26 protein-coding genes are annotated in these 26,370 nt (G+C 25.0%); 17 read left to right on the forward strand and 9 right to left on the reverse strand.

Going from position 1 to position 26,370, the window contains the following annotated elements; all coding sequences use genetic code 4:
• Positions 1–240: 240 nt before the first annotated feature.
• Positions 241–552: a hypothetical protein gene (locus tag ACXX88_RS00005; RefSeq protein ID WP_458559194.1), complete on the reverse strand. Its 312-nt coding sequence runs from the start codon at positions 550–552 to the stop codon at positions 241–243.
• A 26-nt stretch (positions 553–578) separates the two neighbouring features.
• Complete coding sequence (locus ACXX88_RS00010) at positions 579–1,040, reverse strand: hypothetical protein (RefSeq protein ID WP_458557429.1); 462 nt, start codon at positions 1,038–1,040, stop codon at positions 579–581.
• A gap of 336 nt (positions 1,041–1,376) precedes the next feature.
• On the opposite strand from ACXX88_RS00010, the gene ACXX88_RS00015 reads away from it, so the two are divergent.
• From ACXX88_RS00015 to ACXX88_RS00075, 13 genes are all read left to right on the forward strand, one after another.
• Positions 1,377–2,888, forward strand: a complete 1,512-nt coding sequence (locus tag ACXX88_RS00015; RefSeq protein ID WP_458559195.1) for an MATE family efflux transporter — start codon at positions 1,377–1,379, stop codon at positions 2,886–2,888.
• The gene (gene recO, locus ACXX88_RS00020; RefSeq protein ID WP_458559196.1) at positions 2,869–3,543 is read left to right on the forward strand and encodes a DNA repair protein RecO; all 675 of its coding nucleotides are present in this window, start codon (positions 2,869–2,871) and stop codon (positions 3,541–3,543) included. The genes ACXX88_RS00015 and recO overlap by 20 nt, the downstream gene beginning before the upstream one ends.
• A gap of 11 nt (positions 3,544–3,554) precedes the next feature.
• Positions 3,555–4,097, forward strand: coding sequence for a 16S rRNA (guanine(966)-N(2))-methyltransferase RsmD (gene rsmD, locus ACXX88_RS00025; protein WP_436358583.1), 543 nt, complete (start codon positions 3,555–3,557; stop codon positions 4,095–4,097).
• A gap of 12 nt (positions 4,098–4,109) precedes the next feature.
• Complete coding sequence (gene gmk / locus ACXX88_RS00030) at positions 4,110–4,694, forward strand: guanylate kinase (RefSeq protein WP_436358582.1); 585 nt, start codon at positions 4,110–4,112, stop codon at positions 4,692–4,694.
• Between the two features lie 20 nt (positions 4,695–4,714).
• Entirely contained in the window at positions 4,715–5,458 is a 744-nt protein-coding gene (locus tag ACXX88_RS00035; RefSeq protein ID WP_436358581.1) for a PP2C family protein-serine/threonine phosphatase, read from the forward strand.
• Entirely contained in the window at positions 5,458–6,450 is a 993-nt protein-coding gene (locus tag ACXX88_RS00040; protein ID WP_436358580.1) for a serine/threonine-protein kinase, read from the forward strand. The genes ACXX88_RS00035 and ACXX88_RS00040 overlap by 1 nt, the downstream gene beginning before the upstream one ends.
• 46 nt (positions 6,451–6,496) lie before the next feature.
• Complete coding sequence (gene rsgA, locus ACXX88_RS00045; RefSeq protein WP_458559197.1) at positions 6,497–7,366, forward strand: ribosome small subunit-dependent GTPase A; 870 nt, start codon at positions 6,497–6,499, stop codon at positions 7,364–7,366.
• Positions 7,353–8,000 (forward strand): ribulose-phosphate 3-epimerase, encoded by a 648-nt coding sequence (locus tag ACXX88_RS00050; RefSeq protein WP_458557434.1) that lies wholly within the window; start codon positions 7,353–7,355, stop codon positions 7,998–8,000. Before rsgA ends, ACXX88_RS00050 begins: the two co-directional genes overlap by 14 nt.
• A 7-nt stretch (positions 8,001–8,007) precedes the next feature.
• Positions 8,008–9,522 (forward strand): phospho-sugar mutase, encoded by a 1,515-nt coding sequence (locus ACXX88_RS00055; protein WP_458557435.1) that lies wholly within the window; start codon positions 8,008–8,010, stop codon positions 9,520–9,522.
• A 181-nt stretch (positions 9,523–9,703) separates the two neighbouring features.
• Positions 9,704–10,117: a 30S ribosomal protein S12 gene (gene rpsL / locus ACXX88_RS00060; protein WP_436358576.1), complete on the forward strand. Its 414-nt coding sequence runs from the start codon at positions 9,704–9,706 to the stop codon at positions 10,115–10,117.
• A 33-nt stretch (positions 10,118–10,150) separates the two neighbouring features.
• Entirely contained in the window at positions 10,151–10,621 is a 471-nt protein-coding gene (gene rpsG, locus ACXX88_RS00065) for a 30S ribosomal protein S7 (RefSeq protein ID WP_027123189.1), read from the forward strand.
• Positions 10,622–10,623: 2 nt separating this feature from the next.
• A complete protein-coding gene (fusA, locus tag ACXX88_RS00070) occupies positions 10,624–12,711 on the forward strand; it encodes an elongation factor G (protein WP_458559198.1) in 2,088 nt (695 codons plus the stop codon).
• Between the two features lie 94 nt (positions 12,712–12,805).
• Positions 12,806–14,038, forward strand: coding sequence for a hypothetical protein (locus ACXX88_RS00075; protein WP_458557437.1), 1,233 nt, complete (start codon positions 12,806–12,808; stop codon positions 14,036–14,038).
• 69 nt (positions 14,039–14,107) lie between these two features.
• Here the strand turns inward: ACXX88_RS00075 and msrA are convergent, their stop codons facing one another.
• Positions 14,108–14,623 carry a peptide-methionine (S)-S-oxide reductase MsrA gene (gene msrA, locus ACXX88_RS00080; protein ID WP_458557438.1) on the reverse strand — a complete coding sequence of 172 codons (516 nt, stop codon included), beginning with the start codon at positions 14,621–14,623 and terminating at the stop codon, positions 14,108–14,110.
• A 149-nt stretch (positions 14,624–14,772) separates the two neighbouring features.
• Between msrA and gyrA the strand changes: the two genes are divergently transcribed.
• Positions 14,773–17,355, forward strand: a complete 2,583-nt coding sequence (gene gyrA, locus ACXX88_RS00085) for a DNA gyrase subunit A (RefSeq protein ID WP_458559199.1) — start codon at positions 14,773–14,775, stop codon at positions 17,353–17,355.
• Positions 17,356–17,517: 162 nt separating this feature from the next.
• Here the strand turns inward: gyrA and ACXX88_RS00090 are convergent, their stop codons facing one another.
• Positions 17,518–17,832, reverse strand: coding sequence for a hypothetical protein (locus tag ACXX88_RS00090; RefSeq protein ID WP_458559200.1), 315 nt, complete (start codon positions 17,830–17,832; stop codon positions 17,518–17,520).
• Positions 17,833–18,188: 356 nt separating this feature from the next.
• Here ACXX88_RS00090 and msrB point away from each other — a divergent pair, with 356 nt between their 5' ends.
• Positions 18,189–18,632, forward strand: a complete 444-nt coding sequence (msrB, locus tag ACXX88_RS00095) for a peptide-methionine (R)-S-oxide reductase MsrB (protein WP_458559201.1) — start codon at positions 18,189–18,191, stop codon at positions 18,630–18,632.
• Positions 18,633–18,695: 63 nt separating this feature from the next.
• On the opposite strand, the gene ACXX88_RS00100 is transcribed toward msrB, so the two are convergent.
• Entirely contained in the window at positions 18,696–19,478 is a 783-nt protein-coding gene (locus ACXX88_RS00100) for an MAG0110 family membrane protein (RefSeq protein WP_436358918.1), read from the reverse strand.
• A 100-nt stretch (positions 19,479–19,578) separates the two neighbouring features.
• Here ACXX88_RS00100 and ACXX88_RS00105 point away from each other — a divergent pair, with 100 nt between their 5' ends.
• Together ACXX88_RS00105 and ACXX88_RS00110 are read left to right on the forward strand one after the other, a co-directional pair.
• Positions 19,579–21,600 carry an Mbov_0121 family peptidase domain-containing ABC transporter gene (locus tag ACXX88_RS00105; protein ID WP_458559202.1) on the forward strand — a complete coding sequence of 674 codons (2,022 nt, stop codon included), beginning with the start codon at positions 19,579–19,581 and terminating at the stop codon, positions 21,598–21,600.
• Positions 21,563–21,973 (forward strand): MAG1140 family protein, encoded by a 411-nt coding sequence (locus ACXX88_RS00110; RefSeq protein ID WP_436358920.1) that lies wholly within the window; start codon positions 21,563–21,565, stop codon positions 21,971–21,973. Before ACXX88_RS00105 ends, ACXX88_RS00110 begins: the two co-directional genes overlap by 38 nt.
• Here ACXX88_RS00110 and metG read toward each other — a convergent pair.
• The 4 genes from metG to ACXX88_RS00130 form a co-directional block, all read right to left on the reverse strand.
• Complete coding sequence (gene metG / locus ACXX88_RS00115) at positions 21,966–23,504, reverse strand: methionine--tRNA ligase (protein ID WP_436358921.1); 1,539 nt, start codon at positions 23,502–23,504, stop codon at positions 21,966–21,968. The two genes, ACXX88_RS00110 and metG, sit on opposite strands and share 8 nt — an antisense overlap.
• A gap of 1 nt (position 23,505) precedes the next feature.
• The gene (locus tag ACXX88_RS00120; RefSeq protein ID WP_458557444.1) at positions 23,506–24,276 is read right to left on the reverse strand and encodes a tRNA1(Val) (adenine(37)-N6)-methyltransferase; all 771 of its coding nucleotides are present in this window, start codon (positions 24,274–24,276) and stop codon (positions 23,506–23,508) included.
• 4 nt (positions 24,277–24,280) lie between these two features.
• Entirely contained in the window at positions 24,281–25,279 is a 999-nt protein-coding gene (locus ACXX88_RS00125; protein WP_458557445.1) for a nicotinate phosphoribosyltransferase, read from the reverse strand.
• A gap of 275 nt (positions 25,280–25,554) precedes the next feature.
• Entirely contained in the window at positions 25,555–26,370 is an 816-nt protein-coding gene (locus tag ACXX88_RS00130; RefSeq protein ID WP_458559203.1) for a hypothetical protein, read from the reverse strand.

The following is a 26,370-nucleotide window of genomic DNA, read 5'->3' on the forward strand; positions in this document are numbered from 1 at the left end:
AATTATTATTTTTTATATCACTAAAAAAGGGACATTTTGATTAATAATTTACAAAAAAAGCAAGGATTTGGCAAAAAGTAGTTAAATTCAAAGAATTTTACATATATAATTTTGTTTTATTACATATGAAAACTTAATTTTTTATTTTACTTTTAATTTAAAGTTAAATATTGATTTTTATTATAATAAAAAGTTTTAGGAATAAAAAAACACTGCATTTTTGCAGTGTTGGTAAAATAATTATTTTGCTAATTCTTGTTTTAATCTTTCGATTTCACCGTCTAATAATTTTTCTCATTCACTAGACTTATCATTTGTTAAAAATAAGTTTAGTGCTAATCTTGCCACTTCTCTTTGTTGTTTTTCATATTCTTTTTTTTCTGCTTCTGATTTTTTATCATATTCTGATTTATTTTGGTTAATTGTTAGTTTTACAGTTAAATCAATGTATTCTTCTTTCTTTTTATCTAGTGAAGATTGACATGAAACTGCTAATGCAGCAGTTGTTAAAACAGAAATAGGGGTAGCTAATAATAAAAGTTTCTTTTTCATATTTTTCCTTTCTTTGAATGTTATTTTTAGTTTAATGCTTTTGCATCTTTGTTAGCTCATACGATTGTTAAGATATAAGCCACTATTGGTCAAATAGAGAAAATCATTCCTAAAATTGAACCAACAAATGGAATAAATGAGAATATTGAATTTATTATAATTATTATCATTACTGATAATCAAACAGCAAAGTATTTTTTGTTAGAACCATTTGTTGCATCTTTAATTTTTAATGCAGCAACAAATCCAACAATTGATAATACTAATATTACAATGTTTGAAAAGAAATTCAATATTCCAACAATTAATATAGAACCAACAAGTCCCACACCAGCAGCAAGTGCTCCTTCCGCACTTTGAGTTGCTGCAGCTCCTGCTGCAAATGCTAAAGTTATTATAAAGAGAATTAGACCTGAAAAGGTTAATATTAGATTGGTAATTGAAAAGTTTTTTAAACTTCTTAGTTTTTCTTTAATATTTATTTGCATATTTTTTCCTTATTTTTATTTTTGATTAATTGAAATTTTAAAAAATGAATTATTGAAAAATTATTGAAAATATATTATAAGAGTTTCTTATTTTATAATTTCAAATCTCAATTTGTATCATTTCTTAAAATTAAATTTTACAAAAAAAAAAAAAAACAAGGATTTGCTAAAAATTCATAAAATTTGAATAGTTTTGCATATATAATCATATTTTTTCTATGAATAAATTCATATATAAACTTTTGTAAAGTTTTAAAATAAATTACAAAGAAAATAGGGTTATTTTCAACTTAATTATTAATGTTTTTTTATTATTTTGCTAAAATTTAAATAATTATGATAAAGAAGAAATTTAATTTTTTTGTTTTTTTAAAAGAACACTTTCCAGATAGTTGAAGTAAATGAAAATTATACTTAAAATTTTCTTTACCAATTATTCTTTCAGGAATAATTTTTTCGCTAAACGGTTTTATTGATAATTTTATGGTAACAAAAATACCTCATGGTGTTGATTCTTTATCTTATGCCAACTCTTGAACAGGAATTATAGGTGGTGTTATTGGTGGAATTTCTATAATTTGTTCTGTGCTTGTTGGACAGTATTGAGGAAGCAAAAATTATAAAAAAATAAAAGAAGTAATGAGAGTAAGAGTCTTATTGACTTTTAGTTGTATGACTATATTTGCAATTTTTGCTCTCACTTTATCTGAAAAAATGATTTCTGTTTTTTATCAAAGTAATCAAGATCAAGCAACATTGCAGCAGTCAGTAGATTATTTAAGATTAATAGTAATAACATGAGTTATTTTTGGTTGAACTTCTCCAATGAGTTCTCTTCTTGCAGAAACAGGTCATGGAAAAGAAGCTTTGATTTCTTCTATTGGTTCTCTATTAATTAACATTTTTTTAAATATTCTTTTAATATATGTTTTTAAATTAGGAGTTAAAGGGGCAGCATATGCTTCCATAGCTGCAAGAATTTTTGGAATATTTGGTGATACTTTTTTTGTATTTTTAAAAATAAGAAAAACATTAATTAATCCTTTATCACTTTTTAAAGTGTCAAGAGATACATGAAAAAAAGTTGTTTTTAGATTACACAGTGCCTTTTTAATTACAGGAAATTCTGTATTAATAATACTAAGAAGTGCTCTTTTTAATAGAATTTTCCCTCAAGGAACAATCGGGAAAGAAGAATGAGCAATTGGAGCTGCTGCTATTCTTGGATTAACAGGATCGATAAGTGAAATATTTTTAGCTGTTTTTGGAGCTCTTAGTTCTAACATTTCTGTTTTTGTAGGAAAACACCTTGGAAATAAAGAATTTGAAATTGCTAAGAAAAATGCAAATGAACTTAAAGGTTTTCATTCAACAATTGCACTTGCATTATCATTATTACTTTTACTTTTTACTGTATTTATCCCGTATATTGATTATTTTGCTGCTGAAATAGGAAAAAATTCAGATACAATTTTAGAAGCTAAAAAATTATACTTATCACAATTGCAAGCAACTCTTTTTGTAATAGTAGTATTCAATCCAATTTGAATTTGATTTTCTACTTCAAGTCGATTAATAGCTTCTGGTGGAAGAACAAACTTAGCATCATTACTTGAATTCAGTTTAGAAATTATTGCTTTATTATGACTAGTGATTATAACTTTTGTAATTAAACCACAATCTCTTGGATTAAGTTTAAGTCAAACATATTGAATTTTCTTTTTAGTTGATTTAATCAAATTCCTTGTATTTGAAATAGTGTATTTAAAAGTAGACTGAGCAAGACACATAGATGATCCATTAATAAAAAGAAAAGTGTGAGAAAAAAATGTCTTCAACAATGACTAAAGGAATTGTTATTAATTATCAAGAATACGATGATTATGATGCAATTGTTAAAATTATTACCAACAAGAGAATTATTTCTTTTCTTGCTCGCGGAGTAAGAAAAGTACATAGTAAAAACAGAAGTTCTTTGTTACTTTTAAATGAAGCAGAATTTGAAATCTTTTTAGCCAGACTCAATAATAGAATGTCTAAACTTAAAAAAGCAACACTTATTAGTTTTTTTGATTTACAAAATAATTCTTTTTCATATACAGAATTACAAGAAATCCTTTTTTATTTAGATAAATTAGAATATTCTAACTCTTATTTATATGAACTTATAAAACAGAGTATAAAAATAGCAAATAAAGAAAATGTTTTCTTTATTAAAACATATCTTCTTTGTCATTTATTAGAATACTTTGGTTATAAACAATCTTTTGATAAATGTGTTACTTGTAAAAGTAATAAAGAATTAAGAGATTTTCAATTTTTTGAAGGTGGTTTTAGTTGTAAATACCACTTCAAAACAAGTTTTCAAAGAACAATTGAAGAATTAAAGACATTTTATTATTTATCTCATTCATTAGAAGTTTATATAAAATTTGCTAATTATAAAGCAAATTTCTCTATATATAAAGAGATTAAGCAATTTATTAAGGAAAATATTATATAATTAATAAATATATGTTAAGAATAATAGCAGGAAATTTACGTGGCAGAAAAATAGAACAACCAGACTTAGAAATAGTAAGACCAACAACGGATAAAACAAGAGAAGCCATTTTTTCTTCTATTCAATTTGAAATAGAAGAATCATTAGTTTTAGATTTATTTGGTGGTTCGGGAGCGGTTTCTTTTGAATTTATTTCACGTGGTGCAAAAGAAGTTTTTTTATCTGAAAAAAATAGAAAAATTTTTAATCATATTGTTAATGAACAAAAGAAACTAAAAATTCAAAATATGCATTGTTATAATCTTTCTGCTCTTCAATTGATAAATATGAAAAAGGATAATAAATTTAATTTTATTTTTTTAGATCCACCTTATGAAGAAAAAACATTATTAAATGAAACTTTAAAAGAAATAGCAAACAATGATATTCTTTTAGATAATGGTCAGGTCATTGTTGAAACAAATAGTGATAATATAGAAATTAGTGAATATTTTGAAATTTTAAAAGAAAAAAAATACGGTAAAACTTATATTTATTTTTTAGGTAAGAAATAATAAAGGAAATATATGAAAAAAAATAAGTTAGTAATTTTAGCTGGTCCTTCTGGGGTTGGAAAAGGTACCATTGAAAAAATTTTATTTGAGAATAATGAATTAAAATTAAAGTTATCTTGTTCAGCTACAACAAGAAAACCAAGAGAAGGGGAAATAAATGGGGTACATTACCACTTTATTTCTAATGAAGAATTCGAAGATAAAATAAAGAAAAATGAATTTATTGAATGAAATAAACATTTTGATAATTATTATGGAACTCTTTACTCAGAAATTGAAAAAATTAATCAAGAAGGTTTTTTACCTTTACTTGAAATAGAAACAATCGGTGCATTAAATATTAAAAAATATTACAAAGAAAGAAACGAAGAAGATTCTGTTATTTCAATTTTCTTGTTACCACCTTCTATGGATGATTTGTATACAAGAATAAAAAATAGGGGAACAGAAAGTGAAGAGCAAATTCAAATAAGAATTGATAAAGCAGTTTTAGAATTAGAAGAAAAAGATAAATTTTTACACAAAGTAGTAAATGATATTCCTTTAAATGCTGCTTCTAAAATTAAAGAAATTATTATTTCTGAATTAAACAAATAAAACTTTTATAAAGGAAATTAATGGATAATTATATTTTTAAAACAAATAAAGGCAAAAGGGTTCAAAATGAAGACTCTGTTTTAATATTAGAAAATGAAAAAGTAATTTTTTCAATTGTTTGTGATGGAATGGGTGGACATAATGCAGGAGAAATTGCTTCACAAATAACAGTTGACACATTTAAAACATTATTTTCTACTTTAGAAATAAAAGAAGATAAAAAATCAATTACTAACTGATTTTCTAAAGGGATTAATGATAGTATAATCAACATGAACAAAGCAGCAGAAGAAAACGAACAACTTTTAGACATGGGTACAACAATGGTTGCAACCATATTTGTTAAAAAAAATAAATTACTTTCCTTTGTAAATATAGGTGATTCTAGAATTTATCTATATAGCGATATTTTACAACAACTTTCAAGTGATCAAAATTTAATGAACTATTATATAGAAAAAGAAAAGGTTTCTTTCGAAGTTGCTTCACAATTACCTGGAGCATCTTTTCTTACTTCTTCGCTTGGGCCTAAAAAACGCTATACACCTGAAATCGGTTTTCTTTCTTTAAGTAAAAGAAAAGAAAAAAGTTATTTAATTCAAACTACAGATGGAGTGCATGACTTTATTGATAAACCAACATTAGAAAACATTATGTTTTTGAAAGAAAAAGATCTTGAATACAAAGCAAATAAAATTATAGAAACAGCATTAGCTAATGATTCTAATGATAATTTAACAGTAGCAATAGTGGAAATTAAATAATGAATATACCAACATATAACAAAAAACTACTTCAAAACTATTATATTAGTAACACCTTAGGAAAAGGTGGAATGTCTGTTATTTATTTAGCTGTTAGAAAAAAAGATAATTTTAAGTGTGCAATCAAACTTATGAATTATGAATCAATGAGTGATTTAAGTATTGAACGTTTTAAAGAAGAAATAAGAATAACTAAAAAAGTTGATTCACCTTATGTAGCAAGATTAATTGATTCTTGTTTTGATTTAGAAAATAAGGAATTTTGAATTGCAATGGAACTTGTTGATGGAACCATTTTAAAAAACGTTATTGAAAGATCTGGAACGCTTTCTAAAGAAGATGTTGTTAATTACGCAAAACAAATAACTTTAGGAATTAAAGCAATTCACAAAGCCGGTATTTTCCATAGAGATATTAAAGACACTAATATTATGGTAACAAACCTAAATCAAATTAAAATAATTGATTTAGGTATTGCAATAGATAATGAATCACAAAGGTTGACACAAGAAAATAAAGTCATAGGTTCTGTTCATTATATGCCAGGAGAAATAGCTGATTATAAAGAAAAAGGTTCTGTAAAAATTGATATTTACTCTATTGGTATAGTCATTTATCAAATGTTAATAGGTTGTGTTCCTTTTTCAGGAGATTCACATCTTAAAATTCTTGCTAAACACAAAGAACAATCTTTGCCAAAGATTCAGAATTTAAAACCAACTACAAGTCACGGATTAATAAACATTATTCATCGATGTTTAGCTAAAAATCCATATGATCGCTATAACAATATGAACGAATTATATAATGATTTATCTACTTGTTTAAAACCTGAAAGACTAAGTGAAAATATAATAAATTTTGACCAAAAACAAAGGAAAAACCTTTTTGAATGGCTTGCAACCAGAACCGGAACAATTGTCATAATAAGTGTAATTGTAATTATTTTAATTTTGTTAATAATTACTTTAATTCTTTTATTTAGTTTTTAATATTAAGTCAACTAAATAAAAGAATAAATTAGAAAGGAATTTTGTATTGAATAAAAAAATTGGAAGAGTAATAAAGGTAATTGCTGGTTTTTATGATGTGGAAACTGAAAATAAAGAAATTATAAGATTAAGAGGAAGTGGTAAATTAAGAAACGACAATTTATCACCTGTTGTTGGTGATTTTGTGGAATATGACGAATTAGGTTTTGTGATAAAAGTTAAAGAAAGAAACAATGTTTTTGTAAGACCTAAAATAGCAAACATTGATCAAGTGATTATTGTAATGTCTGTAAAAGAACCTAATTTTAGTTCACTGCTTTTAGATAAGTTTTTAATGATTGTTGAAAGCAAAAACATTAAACCAGTTTTAGCCATTACTAAAATTGATTTAAATTCTAACTATAAAGAAGTTTTAAAAGATTATATTAATTTAAATTATGAAATTCATTTCATTGATAATCATAATAAAAAGGAAGTAAATACAGAATTTTTTGGACTTTTTAAGGACAAAGTTTCTGTATTTATGGGGCAAACTGGTGTAGGAAAAACAAGTTTAATAAATTTATTATCTGAAAATCAATTTGAAACACAATCCATTTCTAAATCCTTAAATAGAGGTAAACACACCACTAGAGTTGTACAAATGATAGATTGAAATCAAGGGAAGTTAATAGATACTCCTGGTTTTTCTTCGTTTGAAATAGAATTAAATAAAGATCAAATAGCAACTGCCTTTAAAATATTTAAATTAAATGCAAATTTATGTAAATTTCGCTCTTGTTTTCACTATAAGGAAGAAGAAAAATATTGTAAAATTAAATTAATGGTAAAAAACGGAGAAATACCATTAACTAGATATGAAAACTATCTTTACTTTTTAAAAGATTTTTTAGGAGAAAAAAATGAAATTAATTAGTCCTTCACTTTTAAGTATTACAAAAGAAAAGAGATTAGAAGTAGCTAAGATTCTATTTAATATGGGAATTAGTTGAATCCATTATGACTATATGGATGCTAAATTTGTTGAAAACAGAGCAATTGAAATTGAAGAAATAGAAAATATAAAAAATAATTCTAAACATCATACAATGGATATTCATATAATGGCTTATGAACCAGAAAAAATAATTGATAAGGTTATTGGTGTTGTTGATTATGCAACAGTTCATTATGAAGTTTTTGACAATCAAGAAGAGATTCTAAAATTGGTTAAAAAATATAAAAATAGAATCAAGTTAGGTATTTCAATTAAACCTAATACAGATTTTAGTGAAATTAAAGATTTACTTAAATATTTTGATTTATTATTAATTATGTCTGTAGAACCAGGTAAAGGCGGACAATCATTTATTGAAAATTCTTTAAACAAAATAGAAGAAGCAAGAAAATTTATTGATAATAATAATTTAAATGTAATTATTCAGGTTGATGGTGGTATTAATGATAAAACTGCGTCTGGCGCTTTCGAAAGCGGAGCAGATGTTTTGGTTTCAGGTTCATATTTAACAATTGAACCTTCAATAGAAAAATTAGAAAAATTATTAAAATAAGGAAAATATGTTAGAGTTTGGAACAGCAGGTATACGTGGTAAATTAGGAAATAAAGAAAGTGAACTAAACACTAAACACGTTTATAGAATTATTGATGGATATGCAAGATATTTACTAAAAAATTTTGCTAATGCAAAACAACAAGGAGTTGTTATCGGAAGAGATAATAGAAATAAATCATTTATCTTTCTAAAATTAGCAACACAAATTTTAAGTAAAAATTATGGTATAAAAGTTTATACTTCTAAACAACCAATTGCAACCCCAATTGTTAGTTTTTTAATAAAACAAAAACAAGCAATAGGTGGTATTAACATTACAGCTTCTCATAATCCTAAAGAATATAATGGTATTAAAATTTATAATAAATTTGGAGCTCAAATCCTTCCTGATGAAGTTAAAAAATTGATTCCATTTTTTAAAAAATATAATAAAATCAACAATAATTTAAATACAAAAAAAATAAATTTTAATAAAAAAGTAATTTGTATAGATAAATATTTACCTGTTTATGTTCAAGAGATATCAAGAATTTTTTCTAATAATTTGTTTGATAATAACCTTAAAATAGCTTATTCGCCACTTCATGGAACCGGTTCTCAAGTTATTAAATTGATTGAAAAACAAACTTCAGTTAAATTTTTAAAAGTAGAATCTGAAATGAAAAATAGCAAACACTTTAATTTTGTTTCGTATCCAAATCCGGAAGAAAAAAGTGCTTATATTAATTTAATTGATTTAATGAAAAAAAACAAAATTAAATATGGGATTTTAACTGATCCTGATGCTGATAGAATTGGTTTTGTAGAACAATTATCAAATAATGAATTTTATTATTTTACTGGTAACGAACTAGCAACTATAATTTTCAATTTTTTAGTAGAAGAAAATTACTATAAAGAAAACGATCTATTAATTTATTCATTTGTGTCAAGCAACCTTCCTTCTATTATTGCTAATAAGCACAATATTAAAAGTCAAATTATTCCTACAGGTTTTAAATGAGTAGGTCCTGAAATAAATAAATATAAAGAAAAATCGCATATTTTTGCATTTGAAGAAAGTTATGGATCTTTAATCAATAGTGATATTTCTTTCGATAAAGATGCATTTCAATCATTAATTTTAATATTAAATATTTTATCTAAAAAAAGAAATATTTCCTTTTTAGAAGAGTTAAATAATATTTATAAAAAATATGGATTTATTTTTAGCAAGGTAGTTTCAATAGAATTGAATTCAATGGAACCATCAAAAATAAACTCTTATTTAGAATCATTTTTAAAAATAAATTTTAGTTTGAAAGTTTCAAAAATTATTGATTATCGAAAAGGTTATAATAATATTGTTGAAAATATGGTTCAAATATTTTTTGAAAATAATTCTTGAGCAGCATTGCGTCCTTCAGGAACAGAACCTAAAATAAAACTTTACATTTTTTCATTAGAAAAAAATAAAACTGAAGCTCAAAATAATTTAGATAAAATACTAAAACAAGCAAAAGAAATATTTATTAAATAAGACACTCGTTGTCTTATTTTTTTAATATAACAACAGTACTATAAAAAAAATAATTTTTTTTCGATACACTCGGCTAAGTTGTTATATAATTTATACACTTAATTATTATTAATAATAATGTTTATGAATAATTAAGTTTGTGAATATATAAATTAAAATTTAAAAATTGAAAGGAAAGACAATGCCAACAATAGCACAATTAGTTAGTCAAGGACGTGTTAATAAAGTAAGAAAAACAAAAGCTCCTGCACTAATAGTTGGTTACAACTCTTTACATAAAAAAGAAACAAAATTACCTTCACCTTTTAAACGTGGAGTTTGTACAAGGGTTGCAACAATGACACCTAAAAAACCTAACTCAGCATTAAGAAAATATGCAAGGGTTAAATTATCAAACGGAATGGAAGTTACAGCTTATATACCAGGAGAAGGACACAACTTACAAGAACACTCTGTAGTTTTAATTCGTGGTGGAAAAGTTAAAGATTTACCAGGGGTTAGATACCATATCGTTAGAGGAACACAAGATACAGCTGGTGTTAATAAAAGAAATCAAGCTAGATCTAAATATGGTGCAAAAAAACCTAAAAAATAATAATTTTATAATATAAAAAATATAGGAGAAAAAATGTCAAGAAGAAAACAAGCGCCTATTCGTGATGTATTAGCTGATCCAATTTTTAACTCTAAATTAGTTACAAAATTAGTAAATGCAATTATGTTAGACGGAAAAAAATCAACAGCGCAAACTATTTTATATTCAGCTTTTGATATTGTTAAGGAAAAAACAGGAAAAGATCCTTTAGAAGTTTTCCAACAAGCTATAAATAACATAACACCTCAATTAGAAATTAGATCAAGAAGAGTTGGGGGAACAAACTACCAAGTTCCAATGGAAGTTTCTGCAAGAAGAAAACAAACTTTATCATTAAGATGATTAATTAATTATTCAAGATTAAGAGCAGAAAAAACAATGGACTTAAGACTTGCAAACGAAATTATCGATGCATCAAACAACACCGGTGGAGCAATTAAGAAAAAAGAGGATACACATAAAATGGCAGAAGCAAATAAAGCATTTGCACATTTTAGATGATAATTATGGCAAGAAAATTTGACCTTAAAGATTATCGTAACATCGGTATAATGGCTCACATTGATGCAGGTAAAACCACAACAACAGAAAGAATTTTATTCCATACAGGAAAAATCCACAAAATTGGTGAAACTCATGATGGTGGTTCACAAATGGACTGAATGGAACAAGAAAAAGAAAGAGGGATTACAATTACCTCTGCTGCTACAACAGCTTTTTGAAAAGATAAAAGAATTAACATTATCGATACACCAGGACACGTTGACTTCACTGTTGAAGTTGAACGTTCACTTAGAGTATTAGATGGTGCTGTTGCGGTTTTAGATGCTCAATCAGGAGTTGAACCACAAACAGAAACAGTTTGAAGACAAGCAACAAATTATAAAGTTCCAAGAATTGTTTATGTTAACAAAATGGATAAAGCAGGAGCTGATTTTGAAGCTTCAATCCGTTCAGTTAAAGAAAGACTTGGAGGTAACGCGGTTGCTATCCAATTAAATATTGGTGCTGAAAATGACTATAAAGGATTAATTGACCTTGTAGAAATGAAAGCATTTGAATACGATGGAGAAAAAGAAGAAATTGCTAAAGAAATCGAAGTTCCAGTTCATTTATTAGATAAAGCTAAAAAAATGAGAGCAGAATTAGTAGAAGCAGTAGCAGATTTTGATGAAGAAATAATGATGCTTGCTTTAGAAGGTGAAGAAATTTCAGCTGATAGATTAAAACAAGCAATTAGAAAAGCAACATTAACTTCAGAATTTTTCCCTGTAGTTTGTGGAACATCATTTAAAAATAAAGGTGTTAAAAAAATGATCGATGCAGTTGTTGATTATTTACCTTCACCTTTAGATGTACCTGCTATTAAAGGATATATAGGGGATGAAGTTGTAGAAGTTCCAGCTTCAGATGATTATGATTTTTCAGCATTAGCATTCAAAATTATGAATGACCCATTTGTTGGAACTTTAACATTCTTTAGAGTTTATTCAGGAGTTTTACAAAAAGGTTCATACGTATATAACTCAACTAAAGATAAAAAAGAGAGAGTTGGACGTATTTTAGAAATGCATGCTAATTCAAGAGAAGAAATCGATGAAGTAAGAGCAGGAGATATCGGTGCTGCTGTAGGTCTAAAAGATACAGTTACAGGTGATACTTTAATTTCTGAAAAATCAAAGCATTTTGTTTTAGAAAAAATGGTATTTCCAGAACCTGTTATTTCTCAAGCATTAGAACCAGCTTCAAAAGCTGCAACTGAAAAATTATCAATTGGTTTACAAAAATTAGCAAATGAAGATCCTACATTTAGAACTTGAACAGATGATGAAACAGGGCAAACTATTATTGCTGGAATGGGTGAATTACACTTAGATATTATTGTTGATCGTTTAAAAAGAGAATTCGGTGTAGAAGCAACAGTTGGTGCACCACAAGTATCTTATCGTGAAACAATTACAAAATCAGCAGAAGTTGAAGGAAAACACATCAAACAATCTGGTGGAAAAGGACAATATGGACATGTTTGAATTAAATTTGAACCAAATCCAGATGGTGGTTTTGAATTTATAGATAAAATTGTTGGTGGAAAAATTCCTAAAGAATATATTAAATCAATTCAAAAAGGACTTGAAGATAAAATGGCTGCTGGTATTTTAGCAGGTTATCCAATGATAGATATTAAAGCTACTTTATTTGATGGTTCATACCATGATGTCGATTCATCAGAAATGGCATATAAAATAGCAGCTTCTAAAGCTTTAACAAAAGCAAAAGATGCTATTGGTACTGTTTTATTAGAACCAATTATGGACGTTTCTGTTGTTGTTCCTGCAGATTATTCAGGAGATGTTATGGGAGACTTATCTCGTAGAAGAGGTCAAGTTAAAGAGCAAGAAACAAGAAGTGATGGAGCAAACATTATTAGAGCAGATGTTCCATTATCAGAAATGTTTGGTTACTCAACTCAATTAAGATCTATGACTTCAGGTCGTGGAACATATCAAATGCAATTTGATCACTATGAAGTAACACCAAAACAAATTGCAGATGTAATTATTAAAAAACGTGCTATTAAAGCAGATGAAGAATAATCTTCTAAAACATAGAATTTTAGAATAACAAAAATTCTATGTTTTTTTACCCTAAAAAATACAAATATACAGAAAAATAAAGAAAAGAGGAATTATGAAAAAGAATTTATTTAAAAAATTATTACCATTAGGAATAACAACCTTAAGTTCAATAACTTTTATTTCTTGTAATGCACAAGAATCAAAAAAAGAAGAAAAGAATGTTATATCAGTTACTACAACACCTTCTCCAACCACCCCAACTACACAAGCAAACCCTGTTAAACAAACTCAAAAAGTAAATATTGATTACAGTAATGCTTTAGTATTTAAAAATGAAAATTCACAAATAAATTGATTTAAAAATTTAAAGAAATATGGTTTTACAGGAATTCAATATTATGCAACAAATAAATTCTTTGGATTAATTGGTCTTGGATGAACTGATAATGAAATTTTTGTTACAAGAGAAGGTTTGGATATAGAGAAAATTAGACAAGTTATAATTCCAAGCAATCCTAAAGAAATCAAAAGATATCGTGATGCTTCTTGAGATGAAGCAACTTCTACTTTAATTTTCAAATATAAAGTAAGAGATGATGAAACTAATAAAGAATATTCACAAACTATTATATTTAATAAACCTGTTGATGAAAATAAAGAACCAGAAAATAAAACAAATATAGATGATGAAAAAACTACAACTGCAGTAACTACAAATAAAAATCCAAATAATGAAAATCCTGATTCAAAATCATCAACTCAAAATTCAGAAGAACCTGCAACTTCAAAAAATGATCAAAATTTACAAAGTCAAGGTAATTCTCCAGAACCTACGCAAGGCGAAAATCCACAAACCCCATCAGATAATAGTGGAGAACAAGGACAAAGTGAACCAGCAGTAACAGAACCAACAAATCCTAAAAATTCAGATTCTGAAGAACCTTCAGAAAATAACTCAATAGATCAAAATATGTATGAAAATGCTTTAGTTCCAGCTTTTGACGATTGAAAATCTAGATTTTTAAATAAATTATCAAGTTTAACAAATCCTTCTTTCAAAGGTCTTCAATATTATTCAAGTAGCAATTTTATAGGAATCCTTGGTGGAAACAGAAGAGAAGATAACAAAATTTTTGTTGCAAAAGAAGGATTAAATCTATCACAAATTAAAAGAGTTTCAGAATTAAAAGGAAACTTTGACAATGTTAATAAATTTCCTTCCATTACAAATGATGCTGTATATGATGCAAGTACTAAAATACTAACTTTTAAATATAAAATAGAAGGGGATTCAACCAATAAAGTATATACACAAACTTTTGATTTAAATGAATCTTCAAATTAAAAAAAATAAATGAAAATACAGGAATTTCCTGTATTTTTGATTTTTAATAATATTATTTAATAAATAAAATTATTTATTTTTGTATTCATCTTTTAGTAATTTTTCTGGAATAGAATAAAGATTAATATGACAATAACCCAAAGGATTTTTTTCAAGATATTTTTGATGATATTCTTCAGCTTTTGTTTTGTCATAAACTTTATCAAATTCAATGTAATTTTCTTTATTTTCTTTATTAATAAATTCTTTATTTAAATCTTCAAATATTTGTAAAACAATTGGATCATTTGAATAAATTCCAACTCTATATTGTGTTCCTTTGTCATTTCCTTGCTTATTTAGAGAGTAAGGATCAATAATATTTAAATATAATTCTCATATAGTTTTTTCATCTATTTGTTCATCATCATAAATAACTCTAACTGCTTCAGCATGCTTTGAACCAGAACAAACTTCTTTATAAGTTACTCCTTCAAAGTCTCCATTTATATAATAAGATTCAGATTGAATAACACCTTTAATTCTTGAAAAATAAGCTTCTACTCCTCAAAAACATCCACCTGCTATAAAAACTTCTTTTTTCATATTTTCTCCTTATTTTTTATTGATAAATTAATGATACTAAAATATAAAAATTAGTATAGAAAAAAGAGCAATAAAATGAAAAAATGCATTTTTTTGCTATAATTTAAATAAAAATTATTTAAAAAGATTATTAAAGTAAGTGAGGTAATATGTTTTTTGATGATAAAGAAGAAAAAGAAAAATATATTCTAGATGACGAAGAAATGGAAACTGTTTTTAAAGAAGAAACAGCAGAAGAAAGTGATGAAGAGGAAGTAGCACCACAAGATAAAGAAGAATATGTGGTTTCTTCTCAAATTATAGAAAATGAAGCAGGTGGAATAATTCCTAAACCTATTTCAGATGAAATGAGAAATTCATTTCTTGAATACGCAATGTCTGTTATTGTTTCTCGTGCTCTTCCAGATGCTCGTGATGGTTTAAAACCAGTTCACAGAAGAATTCTTTACGGTATGAGCGAACTTGGTATTACCCATAGTGTTGCACATAAAAAATCAGCTAGAATTGTTGGTGATGTTTTAGGTAAATATCACCCACACGGTGATTCTTCTGTGTATGATTCAATGGTTCGTATGGCTCAAGATTTCTCATTAAGATATCCATTGATTGATGGACATGGAAACTTTGGTTCTATTGATGGAGATGCAGCAGCAGCGATGCGTTATACAGAAGCAAGAATGTCTAAAATTGCTTCTTTAATGGTAGAAAGCATTAAAAAAGATACAGTAGATTTTATGCCTAACTATGATGGTTCTGAAAGCGAACCAACAATTCTTCCTTCTAAAATCCCAAACTTATTAGTTTCAGGAGTTACTGGTATTGCAGTAGGGATGGCAACAACTATACCACCACACAATTTAGGAGAGGTTATTGATGCCACTATTGCTTTAGCTAAAAATCCAGAAATTTCAATTGATGAATTAATGCAACATATAAAAGGACCAGATTTTCCAACAGGAGCTATGATTTTAGGACAAAGTGGTATTACTAAAGCTTATGAAACTGGTAGAGGTTCCTTTATTTTAAGATCAAAAGCAAAAATTGAAGAATTAAAAAATGGAAAAAGTAAAATAATAGTTTATGAAATCCCTTATGAAATCAAAAAACCTATATTAATTGAAAAAATTGTTCAATTAATTAAAGAAAAAAAACTTGATGGAATTTCTGATATTAGAGATGAAACGTCAAGAGAAGGAATAAGAGTTGTTTTCGATATTAAAAAAGGATTTATCCCTGAAGTAGTACTTAATAATCTTTTTAAATATACATCTTTACAAGTTAGTTATTCTATTAATATGATTGCTTTAGTGAAAGGAGAACCAAAACTTTTAAATCTTAAAGAAGCATTAGAAGTTTATTTAGAGCATCAAATTGATGTATTCACTAGAAGATTGCAATTTGACCTTAAAAAAGCAGAAGAAAGAGTTCATGTTTTAGAAGGATTGAAAATAGCTATTGAAAATATTGATGAAGTAATTAAAATTATTAAATCATCTAAATCCGATGCAGAAGCACAAGAAAAACTCGCTGCAAGATTTAATTTAACTCAAATTCAAACCAAAGCTATTATTGAAATGAGATTAAGCAGATTAACTGGTTTAGCTGTTGAAAAACTAGTTAATGAAATGGAAGAGTTATATCAAAAAATTAAAGAACTTAAAGAAATATTAGATTCAAAAGAAAAATTAATTAACTTAATTGTTTCAGAATTACAGGAAGTAAAAGAAAATTTTGCTGATGAAAGAAGAACTGAAATTACTGCAACAGAAGTAGGAACTATTCAAGATGAAGATTTAATTCCATCTCAAGATGTTGCTATAACATTAACAAATAATGGTTATGTAAAAAGAATAAATATCGATGAATACAAGACACAAAATAGAGGTGGAGTTGGTTCAAACACTGCTTCTACTTATGAAGATGACAACTTAAGTTCTATTTTAATTACTAATACACATACTGATTTATTAATATTTACAAGTTTGGCAAAAGTTTATAGATTAAGATCATATCAAATACCAGAACAAAGCAAACAAGGTAAAGGAATTCCTTTCATTAATTTAATAGGAATTCAAAAGGATGAAAAAGTAATTTCAATGTTATCTATTAATGAATATAATTCAGGTACTTATTTAGTAACAGTTTCTAAAAAAGGAATTATTAAAAAAACAGAAATTAGTAACTATGAAAGAATTAATGCAAATGGAAAAATTGCACTTGGTCTAAAAGAAGGAGATGAACTAAAAAGAGCATTTGTTGTTAAAGATGGTGAAGAAATCATTATTGGAGCATCAAATGGAAATGTTGTTCGTTTCTTAAGTGATGAATTAAGAAGCACAGGAAGACAGTCTGAAGGAGTTAGAGCAATAAAACTTGAACAAGATGATGAAGTAGTAGGTGCTTCAACAACTGCTGAAGGACAATATATTTTAGCTCTTGGTGAATTAGGTTTTGGTAAAAAAACTTTAATTGATGAGTATAGAATCACTGCTCGTGGTGCTAAAGGTGTAAGAACTATTAATAGTGAAAAAGCAGGGAAATTAACTTATATTGGAAATGTTAAAGGAAACGAAGAAATTCTTATTTTAACAAAACAAGGAATTGCTATCAGAACATCCCTTTCTCAAATTGCAGAGACTTCTAGAAATACAAAAGGTGTTAAAATTATTTCTTTAAGAGAAAAAGATTCAATTAAGGCGATTGCAAAAATTGATGGTTTATCAGAAAATTAAAATATTTTATAATAACAAAAATAGTATAAAGAAAAATGAAAAACAATAAAATCAATCAAAAAATGGTTGATTTTTTAAATTTTTGCTATTAACTGGGAAAGAGGAGATAAAATTTCCATTTATACTTACAAAAGCATAAATGGAAATTTTTTGACTAATTAATTATCTTTTAATTTGTTTATGATTTAATAATTCAACCGGTACAATAATTATTAAAATTATACTCATAGGTATTAAAGAACCTAATATTCCTGATAAATAAATATCATCTTTTTTTACAGGATTTGGCAAAAAAGTTCCTATTGCAAAAAGAATAACAATTATTAAAAAGAGCAAACCAAAGAAGATAAAAAAGTTTTGTATATATTTTTTAATATTTCATTTTTTATCAAATGCAAAATCAATATTATTTTTATTTTTTATATAAAATATTAAAGGAAAAAAAGAAAACAAGAATTTATTTACTTTTTTATTCATTTTAGAAATTCATAATCACTGATAAAAAAATAAAAATACCATGACTACAAAACAATAAAATCAAGTAAAAAATAAAAATATTAAAGTAATAATTCTTGTGCTAATTTTGTCAAATAAAGATAAAAAAGATAATATGAAACAAATCACAAAAGTTAATTTAAATATAATTGAATATAAACTAAATAGATGAATTTGTTTTAATTTCATTTGAAAAGAATCTCCCTTTTATTTTTATATTTTCATTATATACCTTTCTTGGTGTGAAATTTAAGAAAATTTCAAAAATAGTATTTTAACAATATTTTTTGTATATATTGAACATTTTTGTTCTATAATAAAAAAAGAAAGAAGGAACAATGGAAAAAATAGATAAAGAAAAAAGATTAAAAGAATTAAGTGATCTTGAATATAAAGTTACACAAGAAGGTTATACTGAAAGACCATTTACAAATAAATATGATAAGCATTTTGAAGAAGGTATTTATGTTGATATAGTAGATGGAACTCCTTTATTTAAATCTGATGATAAATATGATTCTGGTTGTGGTTGACCTGCATTTTCCAAACCTATTGAAGAAGATATTATTACTGAACATAATGATTTTTCTCACAATATGATTAGAGTGGAAGTAAAAAGTAAAAATGCTAATTCTCATTTAGGACATGTTTTTACTGATGGACCTAAAGATAAAGGTGGATTAAGATATTGCATTAATTCAGCATCTTTACGTTTTATCCCTAAAGATGAAATGGAAAAAGAAGGTTATGGAAATTATTTAAAATTATTTGATAAAAAATAGCTTTTATAAAGGAAAAACAGTTGTTTTAGGATAAAAAAAGAAATATCTAGTCGATATTTCTTTTTAACGTCTAAGTATAAATAACATGTCTAAAAAGATTCTTATAAATGATAAAAGTAGGTTTAAACCAAAAAGTAAAGATCTTTTTAACATTATTGATTTTATTTCTTGTTCGTCAAAATTTGTAGAAATGATAATTGAAGCTTCCCTTTGAATTATGTTAAAGTTGAATCCTATTAAAATTCAAGAAACAGCTATACTTATTACTGAAATTACTGTAATAATAACATTGTTAGAAATAAATCAAGTAATTATAGATAAAACTAACATCATAACAATACCAATATAAACAAATATTCTTCATTTAGAAAAATCAATTATATTGAAATATCCTAAAAATCCAAAAACCGCAATTGATAAAGTAGGAATTAACATAGCTAATAATATATATGAAATTGCATTAGCTTGTTCTGTGTTGACTACTTGTAAAATAATGATAGGTATTCAAAATGATTGAAGTAGTATAGTAACAATATAAGCTGCAACTAATAAAAATATATTTTTCGTTTCACTATTGCGAGCTAGATAACTTATTAATGCAAAACATACTAAAATTATGACTAAGTGAATTAATCAGTAAAGATTAGAAACAGCTAATCTAAATATTAAATTTAAATAAGCTGTTTTTACTGCTTCTATAGCAATTGTTGCATAGGAAAGTAAAAATATAACTGCTAATCCAAAAGTTAGTCATAATAGAGAGTAAAACACCATTCTATTTTTTAATTTTTTTTGTGTATGATCTAAAGATACATTTATATTTTTTTGACTTTTATTTATTAACATAATTAATAATTATAACACATTGTTATCTGAGAAAAAATACCTATTTTTCCTAATTTTTTCCTTTTTGAAGTATAAATCTTCTTTTTTGGAAATATTAAATATGAAAATAAGGAAACAAGAAGATATAAAGGACTGTGGACTAGTAGTTTTGCAATCACTTTATCATTATTACCACTCAAAATGGATAAATTTATCTGATTTAAAAAAAGAAACCTTTTATAATCAAGATGGAATAGTGATAAAAAATCTGCAAACACTTTCAGAAAAACACGGAATAAAATTAGAAGCATTTCATATTGATTTTGAAGCACTTTCAAATTTAAAATCAGAGAAACCTTCTATTATTTTAATAAACGAAGGCGAGTTAAATCACTATGTAATCTTTTTAAAAATAGATAAAAATTTTGTTTATTTACTAGATCCGCTTGTAGGTAAAAGAAAAATAGAAATTGAATTTTTTAAAAAAATATTTGTAAATATAATTCTTACAACAGAAAAAATTTTTGATCCTAAAACAAAAGCAATTAAACAGAAAAATCCTTTATTTTTGTATATTTGAAACGAAAAAAGTATTACTATTTTTTTGTTAATTATAGTTTGTTCAATCCTTACTTTTTCTAGTTCTTTCTTTTTAAAAAACGTTATAAATAAAGCAATTTATTTTAATAATATTAGCATTTTGATTAAGTTAACTATTGTTTTTGGTTGAATTTTGTTATTTAGATTTTTGCAAAACATCTTAAAAAGCTTATTTTTAAAAAATTTGCAGATGGTCATAGAAGAAAACATTATGAAAAATTTTATTTTTTCTCTTAAAAGTGCTCAGAACTCACAATTATTTAAATTAGATACTTCAGACTATATAAAAAGATTTAATATAATACCAAGTTTTGCTTCTTTTATATCCAACTTTGCTTTTACATTAGTTTCCGAAATTTCTACTTTTATCTTTGCATTTTTCATTATTTTGTTTTTAAATTGAAAATTATTCTTGATAACTTTCTTAATAGGTTTTATTTTCTTTATGTTTTCCTTTATAGAGAAAAAAGTAGTTAATTCAAAATATAATGATATTTTAAAAAGCAATGCTTCATTAAATTCTAGTTATTATAAAGTAATTACAAATTTTGATAAACTAAAAAAAGAAGATTTTTACAAAATGATTAATAAAGATTTTGAAAGCAAATATAAAAAACTGAAAGAAAAAGATTTTCACTTATGAAAAATTAATTTTATTTTTAAAAATTTCCAAAAATTTTTAATTGAGTTTTTACCAATAATACTAACTTTTATTTGTGCTTTATTTGTTATAAAAGGGGAATTCAAACTCGGTGATATGATTTTATTTATAACTTTTTTTGCTGCTTTTGTAAATCCCTTGAATAGTATTTCAGATTTAATAGTGTATTATCCAATTTTTTTAGAAGAGTATGATTTATTAAAATTCATTTTATTTATTGAAAAAGAAAAAAATGGTACTCATTTAATTGAAAAAATAAAGTCTATTCAACTTGAAAATATAGATTATAAACCTAATAATATTAAATCAATATTAAAAATTAATAATTTAGAAATCAATAATAATTTAATTTTAAAAGGGCAAAATGGTTCAGGAAAATCTACTTTATTGAAAATTTTAAATTTAGATTTAGAATCAAATTTTAAAATAAATAATTTACCAATTTTACATTTTGATAAAAGTGAATTAAGAAAAAAGATAATTTATATTAATAAGGAAAGTTTTTCATCTAGTATAGATGTATTTGGTTATATTACTAAATATAATCCACAAAAAGTTGATACTTTTCTAAACAATTATAGTTTTTATGAATTGGATAAATTATTTATTAAATGACAAATAGATTTAAAAACAGAAATAAAGGAAAATTGGGTTAATTTTTCAGAAGGACAAAAACAAATAATATCTATCTTACAGCTTTTGTGTCAAGAATTCGATTTGATTTTATTGGATGAAGCTTTTGAAAATATATCAATGGAAAATTTTGAAATTTTAAAGAAAATAATTTTAAATTTTCAAAAAGAAGAAATTTTTATAGAAGTTTCTCATTCTAACAAATATTTAAATGAAAGTGAGATTTTTGATCTTGACAAAGAAAAATAATTTAATAATATTTTTATCTATACTTTTATTTTTTATATTTATTATTTCTATATTTTTAATAACAAATATAAAAGAAAATGAGCAAATTCCTATTTCTATTACAGTAAATAATAAGAAAGAATTAAATTTTGAGATAGATACAAACACTTTTTTATCTATTAAAAAAAGTAGTTATATTATAGTAAAAAAACCTTATTTAAAAGATGAAGATAAAGAAACGCTTTTATTTATAAAGGAAATAAAAAACATTAAAAACAATGTTTTTAATGTTCGTTTATCTCAAAATAGTAATTTGAAAATAGTTCCAAATTCATTAATATATGCCAATTTAGTTTTAACCAAATATAAAAATTTTATAGAATTTATTATTTAATTCTTTCAAAAAGTATTTCACCTTTTTGAGTTAGTGTATTATCAAAAAGTTCTCATTTTCCTATATTATCAAAATCAATTGACTCAATATTTAATTGTTGAAGAGCTAAATTCGCTTTGTTTTTTAAAATAGAAGACATAAAGCAAGTTATAGCATAAATTCCGTTTAAAAGAGTATTTAAAACAACTTCCAATCTTTCTTTATTATCTTTTAAAGTTCATGGAAGAGTTAAATCAATATAACCATTTAATTTTTTTGATAGATTAAAAACTTCTTTATAAGCTTTATCAATTTTAAAAGAGTCCATTTCATTGCAAAATTCTTTTTTGGTATTAAGTATTTCAGAAAAAATTTCTTGTTCTAAGTCTGTTAGTTGTTCTTTTTTATATTTTAATGGTACATTAAAAGATTGGTGAATCATTGCGATTGTTCTTGATAATAAATTTCCAAAATTATTAGCTAAATGAGAGTTGTAAACATTTTTGAATTGTTCTTCATCAAAATTAGCATCATGTCCCATAATAATTTGTGTAGATAAGTAGTATTTTACTGGTTCTGCTCCATATTTGTTAATTAATTCAATAGGATCAACTACGTTGTTTAAACTTTTGGACATTTTAATACCATTAGCATCTCTAATAAGACCATGACTTAAAATTGTGGTAGGTAGTTTTAAATCCATTGATTTTAACATAATTGGTCAGTAAATACAGTGAAACCTTGTTATTTCTTTACCTACTATATGAACGATTTCATCTCCATTTTCTCAATATTTCTTAAAATCAGAATCATTTTTTAAACTAAAATTAAGAGCACTTACATAATTAAATAAAGCATCTAATCAAACGTAAATGACGTGTTTTGGATCGTTTTGTAGTTTTATTCCTCAATCAAAAGAAATTCTTGTAACAGAGAGATCTTCTAATCCTTTTTCTAAGAAATTATTTTCTAATTCTTTTATTATTTGTTTTGGAAAAATAAAGTTTTCATTGTTTTTTCAATATTCAAGTAATCATTCTTGAAATTGAGACATTTTAAAAAAATAAGATTCTTCTTCAACTTCAACTAACTCATCTTCACTAACTGGATGAACTAATTTACCGTTTTTTTCTTTAGCTTGTGTAATAGTTAAAAATTCTTCGGAACTAACAGAGTATAAACCTTTATATTTATCTTTATAAATAATTCCTTTAGAAAGTAAAGAATTAAATACATTTAAAACAACTTCCTTATGATTTGTGTTTGTGGTTCTAGAAAAATAATCATAGTCAATTTGTGCTAATTCTCAAAGATCTTTAAATTTTTGAACTTGCATATCAACGTATTTTTGTGGTTCTAGATTATTTTCTTTTGATTTTTGTTGTATTTTTAATCCATGTTCATCTGAACCAGTCAACATTTTTACATCATATTTTCTATTTTTCTTGTAGTTTGCAAAAACTCATGCAAGAGTAGTTGTATATAAATGTCCTATATGAAGATTCCCCGAAGGATAATAAATAGGCGTTGTAATAAAAAATGTTTTTTTCATTTTATCTCCTTGTTTTTATTGGTTTATAAAGTTCTTTAACTTCATCTCTGTATTCATGTTTGCTTTTATCGTTAATATGTAAATAAATGTTTTTTTCAAAAAAAGTCCCCCAACCAGATTGAAATCTAGATTCAATTAAAGCAAATTTAGGATTTTCATTTTCTCTTGGTAATACAAATTGAACTCTTTTTGGTTCGAATTTGTATTTTCTCAATAATTCAAAACAATCCACAAGTCTCTCTATAGGTAAAACAAAACTTAAATACCCTTTTTCTTTAATTATTTTGGAACTTCCTAAAATAATTTGTTCTAAGTTTAATTTTATTTCATGTGTTGCAATCAGTAATTCTTCATTTATCTTTGTTTTTTGCGTATTTTTGTCTATTTTATAAAAAGGCGGATTGCAAACTATTGCATCATATTTTTGTAATTGATTTTTATTGTGTTCTTTATAAAAAAGATTAAAATCATTCAAAATTAAATTAATTTGTTTTTCTTTTTTATTGTGAACAACATTTTTTTTAGCTAAATTTAGGGCTTTTTCTTGAATTTCTAGAGCATCTATTAATATATTTTCATCCCTTTCAGAAATGAAAATAGATAAAGCAGCATTATTTGTTCCTATTTCAAGAATATTTTTAACTTTTCTATTTATAGTTATGAAATTACCTAATAATATTGTATCAACTGAATAATTAAACATATTTTTATCTTGATAAATATACAAGTTAGAATCATAACCTAAAGAATTTAAAACTATTTTTTTATTCATATATTTAATTAAATTTTATTAACCTTGGATTTTCAGAGTATTTTCTTCCTTCTTTAGCTAATAATTTTCCATTAATTTTAGTTGCATCAGCACTGAAAGTATTATTTATGGTTAGCATAAACTCACCTACTCCATAAGAATCAACTGGTGTATTTTCTTTTTCAAACATTGCTATTCTTTCAGGATCAAAACCAGAAGACACAATTATTTTTACATGTTTTCCACCATTTTCATCTAGTGCTTTTCTTAAGTTTTTAATTTGATTTGGAGTAACTCCAAATTCATTTTCATTATTTTTAAACATCTTGTCTCTAACGGCTTTAGAAGTATCAACTCTTACACCGAAAAGTTTTTCTTTAAATTCTTTTAAAACTGCTAAAGAATCGCTAATAACATCGTTGTGAAAATCAACAAGTGCTATTAATGGTTCATCTGGAAAAAGTTCATAGTAATATTTCATTACTTCAACTAAATTCCCGTTAAAATTCTGTATTAATGCATGTGGAATCGAACCAAAAACCACTTCTTCTTTACCTCTTGCTCCTGCATTTGTGGAGTGAGAAGTTATACCAGCAAGTTCAACAGCTATTCCATCCCTTTCTTGATTAGAATAATGGTCTGAACGATCTCCCATAAAGACAATTTCTTTTGTTGGTGCTGCTTCCATACATCTTTTTGCATTAGTAGCAATAGAAGTACTTCTTGCTAAAACTCCATCAATTATACCTTCGTAAATTCCAAAATATTTATATTCTCCTTCTAGTTCAAGAACAACTTCTTTATTATTTATAATTGAACCTTCAGGTAAATATTTTATAGAATATTTAGAAGTATCTGTATTATTTTTTAGCAATTCTAAAGCTTCGTTCATTCCACCTAAAATTGAATTATCATGTCTTTGAAAGAACTGTAAAGTAACAATTGAATTCGGGTTAAATTTTTCGATAATTTGCTTTGCTTTAAAAAAATAATTAGCAGCATAATAATCTAATTTATGTTTCATTTTTTCCTCTTTTCAAAAATTAAGTTTCACTGAAATTAAAAAGTATAACATTTAGTAATAACTATCTTCAGACTTTACTGTCGGCTCGGGAATTCCGCCCGATCATGCTCTATGAGTACGATGGCTTTTACATCCGGTTGGGTAATTATCCCAGTCAGGAAACTACAAACAAATGTTTGCAATAAAATTTTACTAAAAAAAGCAATTTTCCTTTGTAAAAACTTGTTTTTTGTGTAAATTAATACTAATTTGAAAAAAACATAGAACCTAAAGTCCTATGAATTTTCTTTTTCTCCATTATTTACATCGTATTTTTTCTTAAGAAATTCAAATAATCTTTCTGCTTCTTTTTGATCGATGGGAGTATCTATTATTTCAACTTTTTTATTTTTATCTATTTTTAAAATTTCTAATATTGATTTGAAGTAAGGACTATTGGCAAGGTCTATTGTTTTAATTGGCAAATCCATTGCTTGAACTTTTTTCAAGATAAGTTGATTTGTCTGATTTTCAAAAAAAGGAATTAAGTATGAATAATAAATACCACTAGACATCCCTCAGTATCAAGGTTGTGACAAAATTAAATTATTATTTTCAAAAAATTTTTTTGAACTTACACCGTTTAAATAGTGCTTTTCAAATTCTTTTTTATTTATTTCTTGAATTTCTTCTTCACTCAAACTATGATAATTATTTTTATCTAATTCTGGATTTTGATTGTATAAATTTTCTCAAAAGGATTTGTTAAAAAAGTTTAAAAAACTTTCTTGTAATTCATTAAAAGAATAAATTATTTTATAACCATTTTTTATAATTTGATAAGCTTGCTTTTCATAAGTTTTTTTTTGATAATTAAAATGTTTATATTTTTCTAAATTTATCATAAAATGCGGATCTTCAATTTTCTTTATATTATTATTTTCTTGATATTGACTCAACAAATTTCCAAACTCATAAATATCTTGCATTCTATATTGTTTTTCTTCTTTAATTTCTTCATTTTCAGAATCAAAAATTTTTACACAAGAAACAAAAGAAAAAGGAATTGTTGAAACTAAAACAGTATTTAAATAAACTAATTTGTTTTTCAT

This window comes from Mycoplasma sp. 5370 (assembly GCF_054343435.1).